Raw genomic sequence first — 19379 nt, forward strand, 5'->3', positions numbered from 1 at the left:
CATGAGTACGTCGGCAGCCTCGGCGACCTGCTGAACCCCTTCGCCCTCTTCGGTGCCGTTGCCTTCACCGCGGTCTTCGTCACCCACGGCGCGATATTCTTGGCACTGCGCACCACCGACGACCTTCGCCGCCGGGCCAACCGGCTGGCCACCCGCGCGGGTGTGGTTGCCGCTGTCCTGGTCGTCCCCTTCCTTTGGTGGGCTCAGGCGATCCGCGGAGACACGGCGTCGGTGATCGTTGCCGCCGCCGCGGTGGTTGCCTTCTCCGGCGGCCTGCTCGCAAACCTGGTACGCCGCGAGGGCTGGGCCTTCGTGGGTACGACGCTCGCCGTCGGACTGGCCGTGGCGTCGCTGTTCGCTGCGATGTTCCCGGCCGTGATGCCGTCAACCCTTGATCCTGGATCAACATTGACAACAGTTGACGCGGCGTCAACGCCGTACACGTTGAAGATCTTGACGATCATTGCCGCGATCTTCACGCCGCTGGTGCTGCTGTACCAGGGCTGGACGTACTGGGTGTTCCGCAAGCGCGTCACGGTCGAACCGGTAGCTGTGTCATGAAGCCGGTCGACCCGCGGCTGCTGCGTCGCGCCCGGGCTGCTCGGAGCTTTCTGGTCGCGTCCGTGGTGATCGGTGTGGCCAGTGGACTGCTGATCGTCGTTCAGGCTGTGCTGCTGGCGCATGGGATTGCTGGTGTCGTGCTGCATGGTGCTGGCGTCGCAGGGGTTGCTCTGGGGCTGACTGGGGTTGTGGCGACCAGGGGGTTGCTGGTGTGGGCGCAGGAGGTGGTGGCGCAGCGGGCCGCGGCTGCGGTGAAGTCGTCGTTGCGGAAGCAGGTGCTGGAGCACTCGCTGAAGCTGGGGCCGGTGTGGTTGAGCGGTGAGCGCAGTAGTGCGCTGACCACCTTGCTGACCAAAGGACTCGACGACCTGGACCCGTACTTCGCCCGCTACCTCCCGCAGCTCGTGCTGGCCGCGACCGTACCGGCCGGCGTGATCGGGTGGATGGGGACCGGTGACCTGATCGCTGCTGGGACTGTGGTCGTCACACTGCCGCTGATCCCGATCTTCATGGCGTTGATCGGCTGGGCGACACAGGCGCACAGTCGACGCCGTCAGCACGCGTTGGCCGTTCTTGCTCACCACTTCGCCGACGTCGTCGCCGGACTGCCCACACTCAAGCTCTTCGGTCGGGCGAAGGCCCAGGAGTCCGCCGTACGGCGGGTGACCGACAAGCACCGGGTGGCGTCGATGGGGAGCCTGCGGCTGGCGTTTCTGTCGTCGCTGGTGCTGGAGCTGCTGGCCAGCATCTCGGTGGCGCTGGTCGCGGTCGGCGTAGGCCTGCAGTTGGTCGACGGCAAGCTGGGGCTGGAGACCGCGCTGATGGTCCTGATCCTGGCGCCCGAGGCGTACCTGCCGTTGCGTCAGGTCGGCATGCAGTTCCACGCCAGCGCTGACGGGGTCGCCGCGAGCGAAGAGGTCTTCCGGGTCCTGGAGACACCCCTGCCCGCGCGCGGCGAGCGGACCGACGTACCAGATCTGCGGGTGAACTCACTGCACCTGTACGACGTGACCGTGCGCTACCCGGGTCGAGACGAGCCTGCGCTGGACGGGTTCGACCTTGAGGTTCGGCCTGGTGAAGTGGTGGCTCTCACGGGGCCCAGTGGGGCTGGGAAGTCGACTGTGCTGTCTGTGCTGCTGGGGTTCGTGGAGCCTGAGCGCGGGGTGGTGGTTGCCGGTGGCAGTGCGGCGGACGAGTTCGAGCCGACGGTGTGGAGGCGGCAGTTCGGGTGGGTGCCGCAGCGGCCGGGGCTGCGGATGGGCACGGTCGCCGACAACGTGCGGCTCGGTCGTCCTGAAGCGCGTGACGAGGAGGTGCTCGTCGCACTCGCTACGGCTGGGGCTGGCGAGCTGGCGCTGGACAAGCCGGTGGGAGAGCAGGGGCAGTTGCTGTCAGGCGGTCAGCAACGCCGGGTCGCACTCGCCCGGGCGTTGCTCACTGATGCACCAGTGCTGCTGCTCGACGAGCCAACCGCCGGGCTGGACGCCGATGCAGAGGCTGCTGTGATCGCTGGGCTGCGTGGGACCGGCCGAACGGTCTTGATGGTCGCTCACCGGCCGGCACTGATCGCCGCAGCGGACCGGGTAGTGACCGTAGGCGCAAGAGAGCTGGTGAACGCATGAGGCTCGTGTTGCCCGAAGGCCGCGTGTGGTGGCGGCTCGGGCTGGCCTTGTTGGCTGGTGTCGCGGCTGCTGGATCCGCTGTCGCCTTGCTGGCCACATCAGCGTGGCTGATCACCACAGCGGCGGCCCAACCTCCTGTGCTGACCCTGATGGTGGCAATCGTCGCCGTACGAGCGTTCGGGGTCGGGCGAGGGGTGTTCCGGTACGTCGAGCGGCTGGTCGGCCACGACGCGGCGTACCGGGTGCTCGGGGAGACCCGCGCACGGATCACCGGGCGTCTGGAGAAGTTGGCACCCGGCGGACTGAGCTCACAACGCAAGGGCGACCTGCTGGCGCGTCTGGTGCTCGACGTGGACGCAGTGCTGGACCTGTGGCTGCGCGTGGTCCTTCCCGTCGCAGTCGCAGCAGTCACCGCTACGGCGACCATTGGCCTGCTGGCATTGCTGCTGCCTGCAGCGGGCGCAGCTGTGGCGCTGGCAGTCCTCGTCGCGTGCACAGTGGTGCCGCTGCTGACCGCGCAGACCGCGGCGAGGGCTGAGCGCAACGTCTCCAGCGCACGCGGAGAAGTCGCAGCGAACGCCACCGAGACGTTGCTGACCGCAGCCGACGTGGTCGCGTTCAACGCAGTCGACGACGTACTCAAGTCCTTCAGCGCGAGCGATGCCAAGCTCGCCGCGGCCGAGCGCCGCTCAGCCTGGAGCGCGGGACTTGGCAACGCGCTGCTGGTGCTGTGCGTCGGCGGCGCGAGTGTGGCCGGACTGGTGCTCGGCAATACGGCGAACATCACCGGCGCCGTATTCGCCGTACTCGTGCTGACGCCACTCGCGCTGGCCGACGTACTCGGAGGCGTTCCGGCAGCCGCACAACTCGCCATCCGGGTACGGGCGTCACTCGGCCGGGTGCAGGAGCTCCTGGACAGCCCTGAGCCCGTGCACGAGCCTGCAAACGCGTTGCCGCTGCCGGCAGGGCGTGACCTGAAGGTGAAGCACCTGCGGGTCGGGTACGGCGATGACGACGTACTGGACGGGTTGAGCCTGGACATGCCGGCTGGGAGCCGCGTGGTGATCACTGGGCCGAGTGGTTCGGGAAAGAGCACGCTGGCGGCAGTGCTGATGCGATTCCTCGAGCCGCGGGCCGGTCAGGTCCTGCTGGATGGTGTGGACCTGGCACAGCTCGAAGGCGACCAAGTGCGGTCTGTGGTCGGGCTGCTGACGCAGGAGAGCCACGTGTTCGACACGAGCATCCGCGAGAACCTGCTGCTCGCCAAGCCTGGTGTGAGCGATCTCCAGCTGTGGAAGGCGCTGTACCGGGCTCGGCTCGGGGTGTTCGTCGAGAAGCTGCCGGACGGCCTCAACACGATGGTGGGCGAGCACGGTGCCCGTCTGTCGGGCGGTGAGCGCCAGCGGCTCGCGTTTGCCCGGCTGCTGCTGGCCGACCGCGACGTACTAGTGCTCGACGAGCCGACCGAGCACCTGGACGAAGAGACCGGCCGGGCGCTGCTCGAGGACCTGTTCGCCGCCGCTGGTCGCCGTACTGTGGTCCTCCTCACCCACCGACCGGAGTTGGTTCCTGCTCACGTACCGCGACAGCTGGTTTGCCTGACGTGACGAATGCGGGCGGCGGGCTGGGTGTCTGTCAAGATGGGGAACCGTGACTCCTCTGCTCTCCGACCAGGTCCTGATCCTCATCATCGTGGCCGCCGTCGTACTCGTCGGCGGTGCCGCCGGACTCGTCGTGACCCGGCGCCGCAAGGCCGAGCTGCCGTCGTCCGCGCAGCCGGCGCCGCTGGAGACGGCGGAGCCGAAGGTCGGTGAGGACGCCGAGGAACCCCGGGATACGCCCACCCGGACGCTGGAGGACACCGAGCTCCCGGAGCCGGCGACAGCGACGATCGAGAAGCCGGAGTCGGCGCAGGGCCGGCTGGTCCGGCTGCGGGCCCGGCTGGCGCGTTCGCAGGGTTCGCTGGGCAAGGGGCTGCTCGCGCTGCTGTCCCGGGACAAGCTGGACGAGGAAGCGTGGGAGGACATCGAGACCACGCTGATCACCGCGGACGTCGGTGTGGCGCCCACGCAGGAGCTGGTGGAGCGGCTGCGGACCCGGGTGCGGGTCGAGGGCGTCGGCGGCGACCAGGCCCGGGAGATCCTCCGCGAGGAGCTCATCGCGCTGCTCGACCCGTCACTGGACCGGTCGCTCAAGATCAGCCGCAAGGAGACGCAGCCCGCTGTTGTGATGGTCGTCGGGGTCAACGGCACCGGCAAGACCACCACAGTCGGCAAGCTGGCGCGCGTACTGGTCGCTGAGGACAAGCACGTCGTACTCGGTGCTGCGGACACGTTCCGCGCAGCGGCTGCGGACCAGCTGCAGACCTGGGGTGAGCGGGTTGGCGTGCGGACAGTGCGCGGGCCGGAGGGCGGCGACCCGGCCAGCGTCGCGTTCGACTCGGTCAAGCAGGGCATCGAGGAGGAGGCGGACGTCGTCCTCGTGGACACCGCCGGGCGACTGCACACCAAGACCGGGCTGATGGACGAGCTCGGCAAGGTGAAGCGGGTGATCGAGAAGTCCGCCGAGGTCGACGAGGTGCTGCTCGTCATCGACGCCACCACCGGCCAGAACGGCCTCACCCAGGCGCGGGTCTTCGCCGAGGTCATCAACGTCACCGGCCTGGTCCTCACCAAGCTGGACGGCACCGCGAAGGGCGGCATCGTCATCGCCGTCCAGCGCGAGCTCGGAGTCCCGGTCAAGCTCGTCGGCCTCGGCGAAGGCGCGGACGACCTGGCCCCCTTCGACGCCGAGCAGTTCGTCGACGCGCTCCTCGACTGACCCTGGTTTGGCCACGGCGGTTTCTGGTACTCAGGGGGGATGAAGCGACCGAGGATCGTCATCGTCGGGGCCGGGTTCGCCGGATTCCACGCAGCCAAAACCCTGTGCCGGCTGGCCCGCGGCCGAGCCGACATCGTCGTGGTCAACTCGACGGACTACTTCCTGTACGTGCCGCTGCTGCCGGAGGTCGCGACCGGGATCCTCGAGCCGCGGCGGCTGACCGTGTCGATCGCGGACACGCTGCCGGAGGTCCGGCTGGTGCTCGGCGAGGTGGACGGACTCGACCTGGACCACCGCAAGGTCCGGTACGCCGATCCGGTCGGCAGGCGGGACGAAATCCGCTACGACCGGCTCATCATCGCCGCGGGCAGCGTGAACAAGCTGCTGCCCATCCCCGGCGTCACGGAGTACGCACACGGCTTCCGCGGCATCCCCGAGGCAGTCTTCCTGCGAGACCACCTGACCCAGCAGATCGAGCTGGCCGACGCCAGCGACGACCCGGCCGAGCGGAACGCGCTCTGCACCTTCGTGGTCGTCGGAGCCGGCTACACCGGGACTGAGGTGGCCGCACACGGCGTGCTGTACACGGAGCTGCTCAAGAAGCGCCGGCCACGGCTCAAGCACCAGCGGATGCGCTGGATGCTGCTGGACATCGCCGACCGGGTCCTGCCCGAGCTGGACGAGCGGCTGTCACGTACGGCGGACAAAGTCCTGCGTGAGCGTGGAGTCGACGTACAGATGGGGACGTCGGTCGAGGAGGCGAAGCACGACGGCGTACGGCTCACCGACAAGTCCTTCGTGCCGACACACTCACTCATCTGGTGCGTCGGCGTACGGCCGGACCCGATGGTCGACGGACTGGGGTTGAAGACCGAGAAGGGCCGCCTGGTCGTCGATGAGTACCTGAACGTGCCGGACCACCCTGACGTCTTCGCCTGTGGCGACGCGGCCGCCGTGCCGGACCTGACGCGTCTGGGCGAGGTCACACCGATGACTGCCCAGCATGCAGAGCGCCAGGGCAAGCGGGCTGCCAAGAATGTCGCTGCAAGCTTCGGAACGGGTGAGCGGAAGCCGTACGTGCACAAGGATCTCGGCTTCGTCGTGGACCTAGGCGGAACGCAAGCGGCGGCCAACCCGCTGCAGGTGCCGCTGGCGGGGCTGCCCGCTAAGGCGGTGACTCGCGGCTACCACCTGCTCTCCATGCCGGGTAACCGCATCCGCACCGCCACCGAGTGGGCCTTCGACGCCGTACTGCGCCGTCAGACCACACAACTCGGTGTCATCCCGGGTGAGGACGTACCGCTGGAGACGGCCAGCCCGGAACGGACGAGAAAGCACTAGCTCACTGGTACTGCGCGAAGGCCGCGCTGATGTCGTCATCCGTTGCCAGCAGCAACCGAAGCAGCACGCGCGCCTTGTAGGGATCGAGAAACCCACCGTCGATCAGTCCACGCTGCAGCAGATCGGACTCCGAGCCGACGGACTTGTACGTGTGCCGCAGCACCGAGCCGCCACCGGTCCGCGACGTCAGCACCACAGGCATCACCGCAGCGAGCTCACCGAGGACAGGAGCGAGCGCAGCCGGCACATGCCCGACGCCGAACGCCGCCACGACCAGACCCTGGTGTGTCTCCGCCAACCCCTGCAGCAGTACGCCGTCGTCGTCCAGCGTGACGGTGTAGAGCGCCACCCGGTTGGCATCGAGGTCAGCCCGTACGTGTACGCCGTCCAGACGCAACGGGCGCGTGAGCACGCGGACCCGGTCCTCGACGACATGGCCGATCGGACCGGCGTTGGGTGATGCGAAGGTCGCCGTACTGGTGCTGTGGGTCTTGCGTACCCATCTGGCGGCGTGGATCTCTTCCTTGAACACCACGAGCGCACCGAGGTCACGTGCCGCAGGGGAGCAGGCGACGCGTGCAGCGGCCAGCAGGTTCGCTGGGCCGTCAGGACCAGCCAGCGTGGGGTTGCGCATCGCACCGGTGAGCACGAACGGCTGTGAGTGCGGCCAGACCTGGTCGACGAGGAAGGCGGTCTCCTCCAGGGTGTCAGTGCCCTGCGTGACCACCACGCCGCTAGCGCCGTCGGCTACAGCCTTGGAGGCCGCGTCGACGACGTCGAGCACCTTCGCCATCGACAGGTTGCCACTGGGCACCGACTCGATGTCCTGGATCTCCACAGCGTGGCCGAGCTCGGACAGGCCCGGTACGGCGCCAGTGAGGTCCGCACCGGTCAGCCGGCGACCGCCGGCCACCGAGATAGTGCCGCCGAGGGTGAACAAAGCGACGCTCACAACAGCTCCTCCACAGTCATGGACCGCCGCAGCCTACTGCTTACCGGGTGCGCGCCCGGACATGCATGCGTTCCCCTTGCGGGCCGTACAGGCACAGCACCTCGGCTGCGCCCGGACCGGGGTTGCCGAACCAGTGCGGCACCCTGGTGTCGAACTCCGCCACCTCACCTTCCTTCAGCATGAAGTCCTGGTCGCCGAGCACCAGCCGGAGCTGTCCGGACAGCACATACATCCAGTCGTAGCCCTCGTGGGTCTTCTGGTTCACGTCACCGCCCGGGTAGCCCTCCGGCAGGATCTGCTTGAACGCCTGCAACCCGCCGGGCCGCCGGGACAGCGGGATGTGCACCACACCGTGGTGCTTGATCGGCTTCGCGTGGATCCGCGGATCACCCGTCGGCGGCGCGTCGACCAGCTCGTCCAGCTGGACCTGGTGCGCGCGCGCCAGCGGCAGCAACAGCTCCAGCGTCGGCCGGCGCTGACCGGACTCCAGCCGGGACAGCGTGCTCACCGAGATCCCGGTGGACTCGGACAGCTGGGCCAGTGTCGTCTTCCGCTCGGTCCGCAGCCTGCGCAGCCGCGGCCCGACCGCATCGAGTACTTCATCGAACGAATCCATGTTTGCCAGTATGGCAACAAATGTTGTCGAAAACGAAAACCAGGACGGATCCTCGGCATACCGAACGAAGGAGCCGAGAGATGAAGAAATACGACGTGATCGTGGTAGGCGGGGGAGCCGCCGGGCTGAGTGGTGCGATGGCGCTGGCGCGGTCCCGCCGGTCAGTGCTGGTGATCGACGACGGCACTCCGCGCAACAGGCCCGCTGAGGCAGTGCACAACTACCTGACCCGCGATGGCGTCCCGCCGGCCGAGCTGTACGCACTGGGCCGCAAGGAGGTCGCCGGGTACGGCGGTGAGTTCGCCACCGGCACCGTGACCGCAGTCGGCCGGGACGAACTGTTCACAGTCGAGCTTGCCGACGGTACGACGTACGAGGGCAGGCGGCTGCTGGTGACGACCGGCCTGACGGACGTGCTGCCCGACGTGCGAGGTCTGGCCGAGCGGTGGGGGCGTGACGTGCTGCACTGCCCGTACTGCCACGGATGGGAGGTGCGCGACCAGGCGATCGGCGTACTGGCGACCAGCGCGATGGCGACGTTCCAGGCGTTGCTCTTCAGGCAGCTGAGCGATGACGTGACGCTGTTCCTGCACACGGCGCCCGAGCCGACGGATGAGCAGTGGGAGCAGCTGGCAGCACGCGGAATCGCCGTAGTACAAGGGAAAATCGAGCAGCTTGAAGTAGCGAACGACAAGCTCACTGGCGTCCGCCTGGAGGGCGGCAAAGTCATCGCGCGGCAGGCACTGGCGGTCCAGACGACCATGCGTGCGCGCGCGGACTTCCTGGTCGACCTTGGCCTGGAACCGAACGAACAGGACGTGATCGCCGCTGACGCCACCGGGGCCACAGCCGTTCCTGGCGTCTTTGTCGCGGGCAACGTGACCGACCCTCGCGCCACGGTCATCCCGGCCGCCGCCGCGGGTCTTGCGGCGGCCGGCGGCATCAACGCCGACCTGATCATGGAAGAGACGCGTCTGGCGGTGGCCGCCCGCAGTAGTTGAGGAGTTGAATAGAGGCAGGAGGGTGGATGCACGACACGGTCGACCCAGACTTCGCCTCGTATGTCGACGCACGACAGGGCAGATGGCTCCGTACGGCGTACCTCGTGTACGGCGAGCTGGAACGCGCAGAGGAGCAACTCCTGCACGCCTTCAGTCGGCTCTCGCTGCGCTGGAACAAGGTGGACGACCCGGACGTCTTCGTCCAGCGGCTGCTCTACCAACCGGCGCTGGCGCGGTGGAGCCGGGTGCGGGCCTTCCCGGACGAGGACGACCCGGTCAAGCTCGCGCTGGCGGAGCTGACGCCCGCACAGCGGGCTGTGTTCGTGCTGCTTCACTTGGAAGAGCTCACCGAGTTCGAAGTGGCCGACCTGCTGGGCATCTCCCACTCCACCGTGCATGGTCACGCCCTCGCCGCCCTCACCCGTTTCCGCACAGCACTCGGCGCCGGAGACCGACTTTGAGGCGGGAGGACGTGCAGCCGCTGCTCTACCAGGCTTCGGACCTCTTACCCGAGCCGGACCTGGCGGACGCAGCCTGGGCGTCTGGACTGGACACTCGCCGTCGCCGGCGGCGCAGTGTCCTGGCCGGCGTGGTGATTGCACTACTCATCGCTGTCATAGCGGCGATCGGAGCCGGAGTCCGCGGCAGCAACAACGCCGAGCTCGTCCCGCCGACCACACCACCCAGCAATCCGCCTGGCTACCTTCCGCCGTCAGGGCAGATCGCCGGGATCGACTTCTGGGTTGCTCCGCCGCCAGGCAGCGAGCGGTTCCTGGACAGGATCGAAACGCCGCTCGGAGACCTGCTGCGGTTGCCGGACACCGTGGTAGCGCTCAAGGAGAACCCACTCGAGCGGACCGCAGCAGTAGTCCTCGAGGAACAAGGCGCGGCGTACGTGCCGCTCATCCTCGGTGCCGACTCGTCCTGGGCGGTTGCCGACGTACAACTGCGTGCGACCCGCTCGGGCTCACCGCTGAGCTCGGGAACGGTGTCACCGGACGGACGGCTCGCAGCCTTCCCGCAGCCGGGTCAAGTGGTAGTCATCGACGTGACCACCGCAGAGATCCGTCGCTTCAACCTGCCGGCACAGGACCTGCGCAGCGTGGCATGGCTGATGGACAGCAACCGCGTGCTGGTCAGTGGTCCCGGCGTGGCCTACCGAGTGCTGGTAGGCGCAGGTGGCTACGGTGAGCCGACTGTGACCGCCGTCAACGGGAGCCGCGATCCCGATGCCATCACAGCGCCGTACAGGTTGGACACCGGAGCAGTGATGCGCTACCTGTCGACCGGTGGGTGGATGCTGGACAGCAGTCTGGACCTCCCGGTACGGGCGTGGGTGGGTCAGACCTTCTCGACGAGCAGTACGGCGGCCCGCCTCTTCATCGCGAACAACCTCCCACAAGTGCCCACCAGGGCCTCTCAGCCGCAGGTGTTGGCGGCCATCGACACGCTGCGTGCCCTCCCCAGCCGTCTGCTCGTGCTGGGCGAGCCACAGCCGTCCACAGCGGGCAGAGCAGACCCAGCCGACGTCCGCGAGCCGGGGTGTTGCGCCGTACTCGGCTGGTACGACGACAACACCCCGCTGTTCGAGGTCCGCGGCTGGGTGCTGGCGTGGGACCTGCGCACCGGCAGAGTCCACCGGGTCACCGAGCTGGCCGTGAACGGCGTCGCGCTCGGGCCTGGTATCCGCTCCTAGTCCTCCATGATCGACCGCATGGTGAACTCGACCAGGTGGTCGGTGTCCTCCGGCGCCGGCATCGGCTCACCGGTCAGTGCGCGGACGATGAACACACCCGTCAGCCACTGCACCATCAGCACCGGATCCACGCTGCTGCGGATCGGCTCGCCGCGGGCCCGGGCGCGGTCCAGCGCCTTCTTGGTGAGTGCGACCCGCCGATCCAGGAAGGCGCGGTAGATCGCCGCGGATCGCTCGTCCCGGTTGGCCTCGGACACCGCCAGCCGGATCAGTGCCTGTCCTCTCTTGCTGTTCACGAACACCAGCGCGTCGTGGTAGACGTGCCGCAGATCCTCGGCGATCGAACCGGTGTCGGCGTCTGGTATCTCGATGTCGAAGAGCTCCGCCAGCGCGTCGTTGGCCAGCAGTTCCTTGCTGGCCCAGCGACGGTAGATGGTCGCCTTGCCGACACCCGCGGCCTCGGCGACGTCGTCCACCGTCATCCCGTCGAATCCCCGTTCCAGCAGCAGCTCCACGGCGTACCGGCGGATCCTCGGCTCCGCGTCCGGGTCCCGTGGTCTGCCGCGGCGCGGCCTCACCCCGTGCTTCGTCCCCATTTCGTGTCCCCAGCATCAGACGGGTGCAGTGGCGCGGCTGCGAGCCCGTGTGGTCCAGGCCAGAGTGCCACAACTTCTCAGATGTCATCCCGATGTCACCTGGTGCGGCGTTTTGTCACATGCCTGAAACATAGGGACCGATCGGCTGAAACGGCGCGCCGACACCGTTTGCGGTGTGGCTGAGCGCGGGCTCCCCGGCGTTGTGGAGTTCTCCCGACTGAGGACGCCGGCCACCCCCCAGATCGATTGAAGGGATGACGTTGATGGAGATCAACGCCGGCGATACCGCCTGGGTCTTGGCAAGCGCCGCCCTGGTGATGCTGATGACACCGGGCCTGGCTTTCTTCTACGGCGGTATGGTGCGCATGAAGAGCGTGCTGAACATGATGATGATGAGTTTCATCACCATCGCCGTCGTCACTGTGTTGTGGGTGGTGGTCGGCTACTCGCTGACGTTCGCCGGTGACACCGGGCACGTGATCGGCGACTTCTCCGAAGTCGGCCTGAAGGGCCTGCTCGCGCCCGAGGCGGTGGCCGGAACGACGCCGACGCTGGCCTTCGTCGCCTTCCAGCTGATGTTCGCGATCATCACCCCGGCGCTGATCTCCGGTGCCATCGCCGACCGCGCCACGTTCCGTGGCTGGATCGCGTTTGTCGTGGGCTGGACGCTCCTGGTGTACTTCCCGGTCGCGCACTCGGTCTGGTTCCTGGACGACGGCAACGGCGGCTGGATCGGCGACAAGCTGAAGGCGATCGACTTCGCCGGTGGTACCGCGGTCCATCTGAACGCCGGTGCCGCCGCGCTGGCGCTGGCGATCGTGCTCGGCAAGCGGATCGGCTGGAAGAAGGACCCGATGCGGCCGCACAGCCTGCCGCTGGTCATCCTCGGCGCCGGACTGCTGTGGTTCGGCTGGTTCGGCTTCAACGCCGGTTCCGCGCTGAGCGCCGGCACTACCGCCGCGGTCACCTTCGTGAACACCCAGGCCGCCACCGCCGCCGCCGTGATCGGCTGGCTGATCGTCGAGCGGATCCGGCACGGCAAGGCGACCACGCTGGGCATGGCCTCCGGCGCGGTCGCGGGTCTGGTCGCGATCACGCCGTCGTGTGGTGCGGTCACCCCGGTCGGTGCGCTTATCCTCGGCGTCGTGGCCGGTGCGGTCTGCTGCTTCGCGGTCTCGCTGAAGTACAAGCTCGGCTTCGACGACTCCCTCGACGTGGTCGGCGTGCACCTGGTCGGCGGTCTGTTCGGCTCGCTGGCGATCGGCTTCCTCGGTACGGCGGCGGCCCCGTCCGCCGTGGACGGCCTGTTCTACGGTGGCGGCGTCACTCAGCTGGGTAAGCAGGCGCTGGCCAACGTGGTCGTCGGTCTGTACTCCTTCACGGTCGCCTTCATCCTGGGCAAGGTCATCGACCTGACCATCGGCTTCCGGGTCAAGGAAGAGGACGAGATCGCCGGTGTCGACCAGGTCGAGCACGCTGAGACGGCGTACGACTTCCTCGGTGCCTCGGGTCTGCGTGGGCACAGCCCGCTGGCTCGCCCCACTGAGACCGAGAATGGGACCACCGAGGCTTCCGAGAAGGAAGGTGTCAAGGCATGAAGCTGATCACCGCGGTGGTCAAGCCGCACAAGCTGGAGGACGTCCGGGCCGCGCTCGAGACGTTCGGCGTCACCGGTATGACGGTGACCGAGGCGAGCGGCTATGGCCGGCAGAAGGGTCACACCGAGGTCTACCGCGGCGCGGAGTACGAGGTGGACCTGGTCCCGAAGGTCCGGGTCGAGGTCGTCGTCGAGGACGGTGACAGCGCGGATGTGGTGGACGTGATCGTCAAGGCCGCGCAGACCGGCAAGATCGGCGACGGCAAGGTCTGGGTCACGCCGGTGGAGTCCATCGTCCGGGTCCGTACCGGTGAGACCGACGGAGACGCGCTGTAGATGGTCGATCGAGCAGAGCAGCGGCGCGCTCGTGCCGAAGAGGCCGACGCGCTGCTGTACCTGCTCCTCTCCAAGGCTTGCGACGCCCTCGGTGTTCCCACCGAGGGCGTCGCGCTGGTCGCGGTCGGCGGCTATGGCCGGGAGGAGCTGTCGCCTTACAGCGACCTCGACGTGATGCTCGTACACGCCGAGGGGTACCCACGGGTGGACGAGCTGGCCGCACAGATCTGGTACCCGCTGTGGGACTCCAGGACCAAGCTGGACCACAGCGTCCGTACGGTCGAGGAGGCCCGGCAGGCGGCTGCCGACGACATCCGGGTCGCCCTGGGCCTGCTGGACGCACGGCACGTCGCGGGCGACTCACACCTCACCCTGCAGCTGCGATCGACGCTGATGGCGGACTGGCGCCGTACGGCTCGCTCCAGGCTGCCTGCGCTGGCCCAGGCGTGCCGGGACCGCGCGTCGAGCGTCGGAGAGCTCGCACACCTCGCCGAGCCCGACCTCAAGGAGGCGTATGGCGGTCTGCGGGATGCGGTCGTACTGCGGGGGCTGGTGGCGTCGTGGCTGGTTGACGTACCGCATCCGGTGGTGGAGCGGGCGCGGCTGGATCTGCTGGAGGTCAGGGACGAGCTGCACACGGTTGCGGGTCGCTCCACTGACAGGCTGGTCGCTGACCTGTCCGGTGAAGTCGCCGCCGGTCTGGGGATGGCCGGCCGGGACGAGCTGTTGCGGCACGTGTATTCGACCGGCCGGACGCTTGCGCATGTGTGTGATGTGTCGTGGCGGCGGATCGAGAGCTTGATGGCCCGGCCGCCGCGGTCCAGGCGTCGGCAGCGGACCGGGGGACCGTTGCTGCTGGCGCTGGACGAGGGTGTCGGTCAGCACGAGGGCGAAGTCGTACTGATGCCCGACGCGCGGCCTGAGCGGGACGCAGTACTGGGGCTGCGGGCTGCTGCTGTCGCTGCGGATCGTGAGCTTGTGCTGTCGCCTGCGGTGTGTGCTCGGCTGGCTGGGAGCGGAGCCGCATTGCCTGAGCCCTGGCCGGGTGAGGCTCGGCGGTTGCTGTGCGCGCTGCTGGGTGCTGGCAGCGGACTGCTCGAGGTGTGGGAGGCGTTGGACCAGGCCGGCTATATCTCGCGGATCCTGCCCGAGTGGGACACAGTGCGGTTCCGGCCGCCGCAGTCCGCGATCCACCGGTTCACCGTCGACCGGCATCTGCTGGAGACGTGTGTCGAGGCTTCGAAGATGGTTCGCGACGTACGGCGACCTGACCTGCTGCTGATCGCGGCATTGCTGCATGACCTGGGCAAGGCCGTCGAAGGCGACCACAGTGTCACGGGTGCGGTCATCGCTCGCGCTGTGGCGCAACGGCTTGGCTTCACGGACGCCGATGCGGACACGATCGCGCTGCTCGTGCGGCAGCACCTGATGCTCGCGCAGGTCGCCACCCGGCGAGACCTGGACGACCCGATGACTGTGGACCTCGTCGCGGGGATCGTTCGTGACACCGACACCCTGGACCTGCTGGAAGCCCTTACGTACGCCGACGCGCGTGCTGCGGGTCCGGCGGCGTCGTCACCGTGGCGGATGCGGCTGGTTGGTGAGCTGTGCCGCCGGGTGCGCGGCGAGCTGTCCGGCGGAGGCGAGGGCATGTGGACCGAGGCTCCGCCGGTGCCTGTGCCCACACTGCAGCCGGTGGTCGGAGTGGGCCGGCTGGGCGTCACGGTGTCCGAGTATCACGGTGACGTTCGGATCAATGTCGCCGTACCGGATCAGGTGGGCACTCTGTCGACCGTGGCGGCTGTGCTGGCTGTGGAGCGGCTCGCTGTGCGGTCTGCGGTCATCACGTCCGTTGAGGGGTTGGGCATCTCGCAGTGGACCGTGGCTGGCTCGCCGCCAGACCCAGTCCGGTTGCGTGACCGGCTCGCCGTGGCCCTGCGCGACGACACAGACCTCGTACGACGCTTGGCCGCGCGCGACTCGTCTGCGCTGAAGCAGCGCGTCGCCAGCCGGGTGGATCTGTTGCCTGATGCGTCAGAGACGGCCACTGTGCTGCAGGTGCGAGCACATGACCGCCCAGGACTCCTGTACGACGTCACGTCGGCCATAGCTTCCACTGGTGCAGACATCCGTTCCGCACACGTCAGCACGCTGGGCGCTGAGTGTGTGGACGTCTTCTACCTCACCGACAGCCATGGCTCGCCACTGGACGACGAGGACGCGCGGACGACGGCAAAGACGGTTCTGGATCGCCTGACCTTCTAGTGTCAGGGCTGTGGATGTCGTAGCGGCTTTCCAGCGTCAAGCCATCGTCTGCGAGGACCTCGGCTCGCCGATGTACGCCGAGCTCATCAGGCTGATCGTGGACGACTACGAGGTCGGGGGAGTGGCGGCCGCTGTGCTGGCCGGCTATGAGGACCGTCCGTTCGGGGATGCGATCGCACTGCGGCTGCTCGGCTCTGTGCACCGGCTCGTGCTGGCGGGAGAGGCGCCGGAGTTGGCTGCGTTCTATCCGAGCGTTGGCGGGTCGTGGGACCCGGTGCTGGGCTGGGAGGCGTTCGAGCAGGTCCTGCAGTCCCGGTCGGCCGAGCTGCGGTCGTTGCTGACCCAGCCGCCGCAGACGAACGAGGTGGGGCGCGCGGCCGCGTTGTACGGCGGCCTGCTGCAGCTGGTCGAGACAGTGCCGTTGCCGGTGCGGCTGTTCGAGATCGGCGCGAGTGGTGGGCTCAACCTGCGTGCTGACCACTTCCGGTACAACGTAGCGGACGGGACCAGCTTCGGCGTTGTGGACAGCCCGGTGGTGTTCGACAACGCCTGGTCGGGCCAGTCTCTGAAGCCGGTGCCGTTGCGGATCGCGGAGCGGGTTGGGAGCGACATCGCGCCGGTGAACCCGTTGACCGACGAGGGCGCTCGTACGTTGACGTCGTACGTATGGCCGGACATGCCTGAGCGGCTGGCGCGGTTGCGTGGTGCGCTTTCGGTCGCGCGGGAAGTGCCCGCCGACGTACGACGGGAGGACGCCGTCTCGTTCGTTCGCGGTCTGGAGCTGTCGCCGGGACACGTGACGGTCGTCTGGCACTCGATCATGTGGCAGTACCTGACTCGCGAGGACCGGGCCGCTGTGGATGCGCGGTTGGCGGAGCTGGGTGCGCGGGCTGTGGCGTCGTCCCCGCTGGCTCGTCTCCGGCTCGAACCGCTTCCGCGGACGGCTGGCGCGTCGTACGAGTTCCTGGTCGAGCTGCAGCTCTGGCCGGGCGGCGTACGGCGGGTACTGGGCCGCGCCGAACCCCACGGCCAGGGTCTGGTCTGGGAACTTCCCTCCGAGATCAGGTGAGCGCCGCCACCAACGTGTCCGTCAGCTCGGCCGCGTAGACGCCGTCGGGATCGAGGTCCGGGTCGAAGATGCCGACGTCGATTCCCACGCACTTAGGTGCCGCTAGCAACGGTCGCAGGAGTGCTCTGAGCTGGGCGTGGTTGATCCCGCCGGGGTCGGGACTGTCGACCGCCGGCATCACCTCGGCGTCGAGGATGTCGACGTCCAGATGCACCCAGAACCCGTCGAGCTCGTCCCGCTCCAGATGTTCGAGTGCTTCGGTCGCCGCCTCGGTGGGGTTTTGGGCGATCTTGAGTGCGGGCCAGACCGGGATGCCGGCGGCCTCGACATCCCCGACGTACTCGTCGTCCGCCCTGATCCCCAGCAACACCGCGTCCGTGTCCCGCGTGTACGGCGTGCGTCCTTCAAGGTCGGTGAGATCCTTTTGCCCGCGGCCTGTGACCAGCGCGAGTGCCTCACCGCCCGCGGCTCCGACGTACGGCGAGTTGTCCACCGTCCGGAAGTCCGAGTGCCCGTCGAGATACACCACGCCGTACCGCCCACGCCGCTTCAGCGCCAACGCCGGCCCGAGCAGGTTGCTGCACTCACCCCCCAGCAGCACGACAAACCGCCCGTCATCGAACAACTTCCCCAACCGATCTGCCAACCTCACCGTGTACGCCGCCATCGCCCCCGCGTTGAACACCCCGTCCCCCGGCTTCCACCCGCCCACGTCATACCGGGGCGCCGTCACACACCCCCCATCCACAGCCCCGATCCGCCCCAAAAACCCCTGATCCCTCACTGCCCCCGCCAACTTGTAACACCCCGGCACCACCCCCACCCCCGGCGCCCGCAACCCCAAATTAGAAGGCCCATCCACCACCACCCGCCCCATCCCCACCCCAATCATCCCTAACCGTTAATCTCTGCTGGATCGGTTAGATCCTCACGTGTGAATCCACCGCTGTCAATCAAACCCCGGCGGTCCTCCACAACTCCTGCTCGTTTCGCTCCTGGACCGTCGGCTGGTAGCGCTCCGCGATCTCCTCGCTCCACGGGGCACCGCCGTACTCCAGTTCTCTTTCCTCGCAGTCCAGGCTCCGGGTCATCGCACGAATGGAGACCTCTTCGTCCCCGGCCTCGTCAGCGAGTTGCCAAATCGTCGCCCTCGCCTGCGCAAGCGCCGCCAGCTTCTCGTCCCGGCCGCGGGCTCCCTCGCACCACTTCTGCAACGCCTGCTCCGCAAGCCGTCGCGCTCGGCTCCTACCTTCCAGGAAAGGAGGAAGCACATCCGCCATCTCCTCAACCATCACGGTGGCCGCGCGCTTGTCATTCTGGTCCGCGAGCTCGGAGATCAGCCCGTACACGTCCTCCTGTGCCTCGACCAGTACATCGACGACCTGATCGATCAACAGCCACCGCCTAGCCTGGAACTGCTTTCTGAATGTCTCGAGATCCATCGTTTCTCCACTCCTTTCATCAAATGCCCGGAGCGACGTGACCCGTCACCTGCTACGGGTTTGCGCCGAGTGGCGTCGGCCGCCGGTGCGACGCCGGCAAGAAATCTGAGTTCGGGTGGCAGGTGGTTGCTGTCGGGCGGGTCGGTGGTTGGTTGTGGTGCGCGGTCGGCATCTGCGTTGGGTGGGGCAGTCGGCCACGGAGCTCTTGGCGCTGATCGGTAGTGGCGGCGGAGCTCGTCGAGCTTTGAGTTGAGTGCTTGGCCGATCTCGTTCGCGACGGATCTGCCGGAGTCAGCTGGTCGGTGGATGAGGGTTGCCCATTGCGGATGGAGCATGGTTTCGATCAAGGCCGCGCGTACGGCGGTCCGATCCGTGGTGCGGAAGGGAACGACCTCTGCCAGACGGTTCTGAAGGACGGCCTCGGCGATCTGATCGAAATGCATGACGCCCGGGCCCTGCGCGAGCCGATCGATCAACTGCTCCGAGTCCACGCGAAGGCCGGACGCCTGCTTCAGCAGGCTCTCCGTTGCGATGAAGGCTCCCTCGTACTGCGGTTCGGTGAAGACCAACCCTGGGTACCCGGCGAGCTCGGCGAAGATTTGGAAGTCCTGCGCTGCTCGAAGCTCGGCGAGGCCCTCGGTGAGGCCAAGTGAATGGTTCGTTCGCACTGCATTGGGCTCGGCCGGTGCGTCCAGCGTCATGCCCGCATGCGTTGCTTCGTGCAGGACCGTCGAAAGGGCCTGGGCCTGACGACGGCGATTCGGAGCCGGTCGGCCGGTGAGGTACCGAAATACCAGCGGACCGTTGACCTTGATCGATCCGGTCCGATGGTCGAAGCCGCCGAGGGTGTCGCCGTTCATCGCGTACAGCTGTCCGTTCCAGCGGTCGATCGGCGTCGGGCGAATGCTTCGCGCCAAGCGATACAGCCGGGTGAACTCGCGGTACGACGGCGAGTCGGGTGAAATCAGCTCCGGACGGTCAGGCATCGCGCTGCGGAGGTGATGACCCGTCCTGGTCCGGCCAGGACGGGTCCCGGAGCTCGTTCTCGATGTGCTCGAGCGCTCGTGTCATCGCGCGGATGTCGGCTTCCTCGTCGTCCGGCGCGCGATCGGCGATCTCCCAGATCCTGCGGCGAGCTTCCTGCAGCGCGGCGATCTGCTCCTCGACGGTGCCTTCGACGGGATATGCGGCGGTGTGGATCCGGCCGGCCTCGTGGTAGAGCTCGCTCCACTCCCGCGCTGGTGGTGGCGGCTCGGCGAGGCTGGCGATGACCCGGGCCGTCCAGGCACGGTCGTGCTCCGATGCGTCTGCAGGCACCAGCGCTCGCAGCCGTTCCTGCTCAGCCGCGAGGTTCACCGGATGTCCGCCGTGGACGCGGTCGCGCGCACGGTTGAACTCCTTGGTGAATGTCGGAATGTCGAGTGGCATCCGGGGCTCTCCTGACGTGTGCTCGAGGGTGCGATCA

The 19379-nt window shown here is 67.9% G+C and carries 19 protein-coding genes; 13 read left to right on the top strand and 6 right to left on the bottom strand.

Annotation, left to right across the window (positions count from 1 at the left end; translation table 11 throughout):
• From EV646_RS36315 to EV646_RS36335, 5 genes are all read left to right on the top strand, one after another.
• The coding region (locus tag EV646_RS36315) for a cytochrome d ubiquinol oxidase subunit II (protein WP_199237417.1) at nucleotides 1–561 on the top strand (561 nt) is incomplete at its 5' end.
• Nucleotides 558–2183: a thiol reductant ABC exporter subunit CydD gene (gene cydD / locus EV646_RS36320; RefSeq protein ID WP_132156935.1), complete on the top strand. Its 1626-nt coding sequence runs from the start codon at nucleotides 558–560 to the stop codon at nucleotides 2181–2183. The genes EV646_RS36315 and cydD, both read left to right, overlap by 4 nt.
• Nucleotides 2180–3790: a thiol reductant ABC exporter subunit CydC gene (gene cydC / locus EV646_RS36325; protein WP_132156937.1), complete on the top strand. Its 1611-nt coding sequence runs from the start codon at nucleotides 2180–2182 to the stop codon at nucleotides 3788–3790. The genes cydD and cydC overlap by 4 nt, the downstream gene beginning before the upstream one ends.
• 43 nt (nucleotides 3791–3833) lie before the next feature.
• Nucleotides 3834–5003 carry a signal recognition particle-docking protein FtsY gene (gene ftsY / locus EV646_RS36330; protein ID WP_199237419.1) on the top strand — a complete coding sequence of 390 codons (1170 nt, stop codon included), beginning with the start codon at nucleotides 3834–3836 and terminating at the stop codon, nucleotides 5001–5003.
• 39 nt (nucleotides 5004–5042) lie between these two features.
• A complete protein-coding gene (locus EV646_RS36335; protein ID WP_132156939.1) occupies nucleotides 5043–6344 on the top strand; it encodes an NAD(P)/FAD-dependent oxidoreductase in 1302 nt (433 codons plus the stop codon).
• A 1-nt stretch (nucleotide 6345) separates the two neighbouring features.
• Here EV646_RS36335 and EV646_RS36340 read toward each other — a convergent pair whose 3' ends face one another.
• Nucleotides 6346–7296, bottom strand: coding sequence for an asparaginase (locus tag EV646_RS36340; RefSeq protein WP_132156941.1), 951 nt, complete (start codon nucleotides 7294–7296; stop codon nucleotides 6346–6348).
• A gap of 40 nt (nucleotides 7297–7336) precedes the next feature.
• Entirely contained in the window at nucleotides 7337–7912 is a 576-nt protein-coding gene (locus tag EV646_RS36345) for a helix-turn-helix domain-containing protein (protein WP_132156943.1), read from the bottom strand.
• Nucleotides 7913–7992: 80 nt separating this feature from the next.
• Here EV646_RS36345 and EV646_RS36350 point away from each other — a divergent pair, with 80 nt between their 5' ends.
• The 3 genes from EV646_RS36350 to EV646_RS36360 are packed head-to-tail and all read left to right on the top strand — an operon-like array spanning nucleotide 7993 to nucleotide 10609.
• Nucleotides 7993–8913: an NAD(P)/FAD-dependent oxidoreductase gene (locus EV646_RS36350; protein WP_132156945.1), complete on the top strand. Its 921-nt coding sequence runs from the start codon at nucleotides 7993–7995 to the stop codon at nucleotides 8911–8913.
• A gap of 26 nt (nucleotides 8914–8939) precedes the next feature.
• Nucleotides 8940–9374, top strand: coding sequence for a sigma factor-like helix-turn-helix DNA-binding protein (locus tag EV646_RS36355; RefSeq protein WP_132156946.1), 435 nt, complete (start codon nucleotides 8940–8942; stop codon nucleotides 9372–9374).
• An 11-nt stretch (nucleotides 9375–9385) separates the two neighbouring features.
• A complete protein-coding gene (locus tag EV646_RS36360) occupies nucleotides 9386–10609 on the top strand; it encodes a hypothetical protein (RefSeq protein ID WP_241996556.1) in 1224 nt (407 codons plus the stop codon).
• On the opposite strand, the gene EV646_RS36365 is transcribed toward EV646_RS36360, so the two are convergent.
• Nucleotides 10606–11205 carry a TetR/AcrR family transcriptional regulator gene (locus tag EV646_RS36365; protein ID WP_132156950.1) on the bottom strand — a complete coding sequence of 200 codons (600 nt, stop codon included), beginning with the start codon at nucleotides 11203–11205 and terminating at the stop codon, nucleotides 10606–10608. The two genes, EV646_RS36360 and EV646_RS36365, sit on opposite strands and share 4 nt — an antisense overlap.
• Before the next feature lie 254 nt (nucleotides 11206–11459).
• Between EV646_RS36365 and EV646_RS36370 the strand changes: the two genes are divergently transcribed.
• The 4 genes from EV646_RS36370 to EV646_RS36385 are packed head-to-tail and all read left to right on the top strand — an operon-like array spanning nucleotide 11460 to nucleotide 16472.
• A complete protein-coding gene (locus tag EV646_RS36370) occupies nucleotides 11460–12803 on the top strand; it encodes an ammonium transporter (protein WP_132156952.1) in 1344 nt (447 codons plus the stop codon).
• The gene (locus EV646_RS36375) at nucleotides 12800–13138 is read left to right on the top strand and encodes a P-II family nitrogen regulator (protein ID WP_132156954.1); all 339 of its coding nucleotides are present in this window, start codon (nucleotides 12800–12802) and stop codon (nucleotides 13136–13138) included. Before EV646_RS36370 ends, EV646_RS36375 begins: the two co-directional genes overlap by 4 nt.
• Entirely contained in the window at nucleotides 13139–15403 is a 2265-nt protein-coding gene (locus EV646_RS36380; protein ID WP_132156956.1) for a [protein-PII] uridylyltransferase, read from the top strand.
• A 10-nt stretch (nucleotides 15404–15413) separates the two neighbouring features.
• On the top strand, nucleotides 15414–16472 hold the full coding sequence (locus tag EV646_RS36385) for a DUF2332 domain-containing protein (RefSeq protein ID WP_132156958.1): 1059 nt from the start codon (nucleotides 15414–15416) through the stop codon (nucleotides 16470–16472).
• On the opposite strand, the gene EV646_RS36390 is transcribed toward EV646_RS36385, so the two are convergent.
• Together EV646_RS36390 and EV646_RS36395 are read right to left on the bottom strand one after the other, a co-directional pair.
• Entirely contained in the window at nucleotides 16465–17205 is a 741-nt protein-coding gene (locus EV646_RS36390) for an arginase family protein (RefSeq protein WP_241996557.1), read from the bottom strand. The two genes, EV646_RS36385 and EV646_RS36390, sit on opposite strands and share 8 nt — an antisense overlap.
• A 220-nt stretch (nucleotides 17206–17425) precedes the next feature.
• Complete coding sequence (locus EV646_RS36395) at nucleotides 17426–17914, bottom strand: hypothetical protein (RefSeq protein ID WP_132156962.1); 489 nt, start codon at nucleotides 17912–17914, stop codon at nucleotides 17426–17428.
• Nucleotides 17915–18240: 326 nt separating this feature from the next.
• On the opposite strand from EV646_RS36395, the gene EV646_RS39135 reads away from it, so the two are divergent.
• On the top strand, nucleotides 18241–18567 hold the full coding sequence (locus EV646_RS39135; RefSeq protein WP_158291114.1) for a hypothetical protein: 327 nt from the start codon (nucleotides 18241–18243) through the stop codon (nucleotides 18565–18567).
• A 325-nt stretch (nucleotides 18568–18892) separates the two neighbouring features.
• On the opposite strand, the gene EV646_RS36405 is transcribed toward EV646_RS39135, so the two are convergent.
• A complete protein-coding gene (locus tag EV646_RS36405; RefSeq protein ID WP_132156966.1) occupies nucleotides 18893–19342 on the bottom strand; it encodes a hypothetical protein in 450 nt (149 codons plus the stop codon).
• Nucleotides 19343–19379 lie beyond the last annotated feature (37 nt).

This window comes from Kribbella antiqua (assembly GCF_004345665.1).
Lineage (GTDB): Bacteria > Actinomycetota > Actinomycetes > Propionibacteriales > Kribbellaceae > Kribbella > Kribbella antiqua.

Bases quoted from the DNA above. Each gene is read 5' to 3' on its own strand.
- cydD (WP_132156935.1), top strand. From the start codon at position 558: ATGAAGCCGGTCGACCCGCGGCTGCTGCGTCGCGCCCGGGCTGCTCGG.
- cydC (WP_132156937.1), top strand. From the start codon at position 2,180: ATGAGGCTCGTGTTGCCCGAAGGCCGCGTGTGGTGGCGGCTCGGGCTG.
- EV646_RS36335 (WP_132156939.1), top strand. From the start codon at position 5,043: ATGAAGCGACCGAGGATCGTCATCGTCGGGGCCGGGTTCGCCGGATTC.
- EV646_RS36345 (WP_132156943.1), bottom strand. From the start codon at position 7,912: ATGGATTCGTTCGATGAAGTACTCGATGCGGTCGGGCCGCGGCTGCGC.
- EV646_RS36350 (WP_132156945.1), top strand. From the start codon at position 7,993: ATGAAGAAATACGACGTGATCGTGGTAGGCGGGGGAGCCGCCGGGCTG.
- EV646_RS36355 (WP_132156946.1), top strand. From the start codon at position 8,940: ATGCACGACACGGTCGACCCAGACTTCGCCTCGTATGTCGACGCACGA.
- EV646_RS36365 (WP_132156950.1), bottom strand. From the start codon at position 11,205: ATGGGGACGAAGCACGGGGTGAGGCCGCGCCGCGGCAGACCACGGGAC.
- EV646_RS36370 (WP_132156952.1), top strand. From the start codon at position 11,460: ATGACGTTGATGGAGATCAACGCCGGCGATACCGCCTGGGTCTTGGCA.
- EV646_RS36375 (WP_132156954.1), top strand. From the start codon at position 12,800: ATGAAGCTGATCACCGCGGTGGTCAAGCCGCACAAGCTGGAGGACGTC.
- EV646_RS36380 (WP_132156956.1), top strand. From the start codon at position 13,139: ATGGTCGATCGAGCAGAGCAGCGGCGCGCTCGTGCCGAAGAGGCCGAC.
- EV646_RS36395 (WP_132156962.1), bottom strand. From the start codon at position 17,914: ATGGATCTCGAGACATTCAGAAAGCAGTTCCAGGCTAGGCGGTGGCTG.
- EV646_RS39135 (WP_158291114.1), top strand. From the start codon at position 18,241: ATGGAGCATGGTTTCGATCAAGGCCGCGCGTACGGCGGTCCGATCCGT.
- EV646_RS36405 (WP_132156966.1), bottom strand. From the start codon at position 19,342: ATGCCACTCGACATTCCGACATTCACCAAGGAGTTCAACCGTGCGCGC.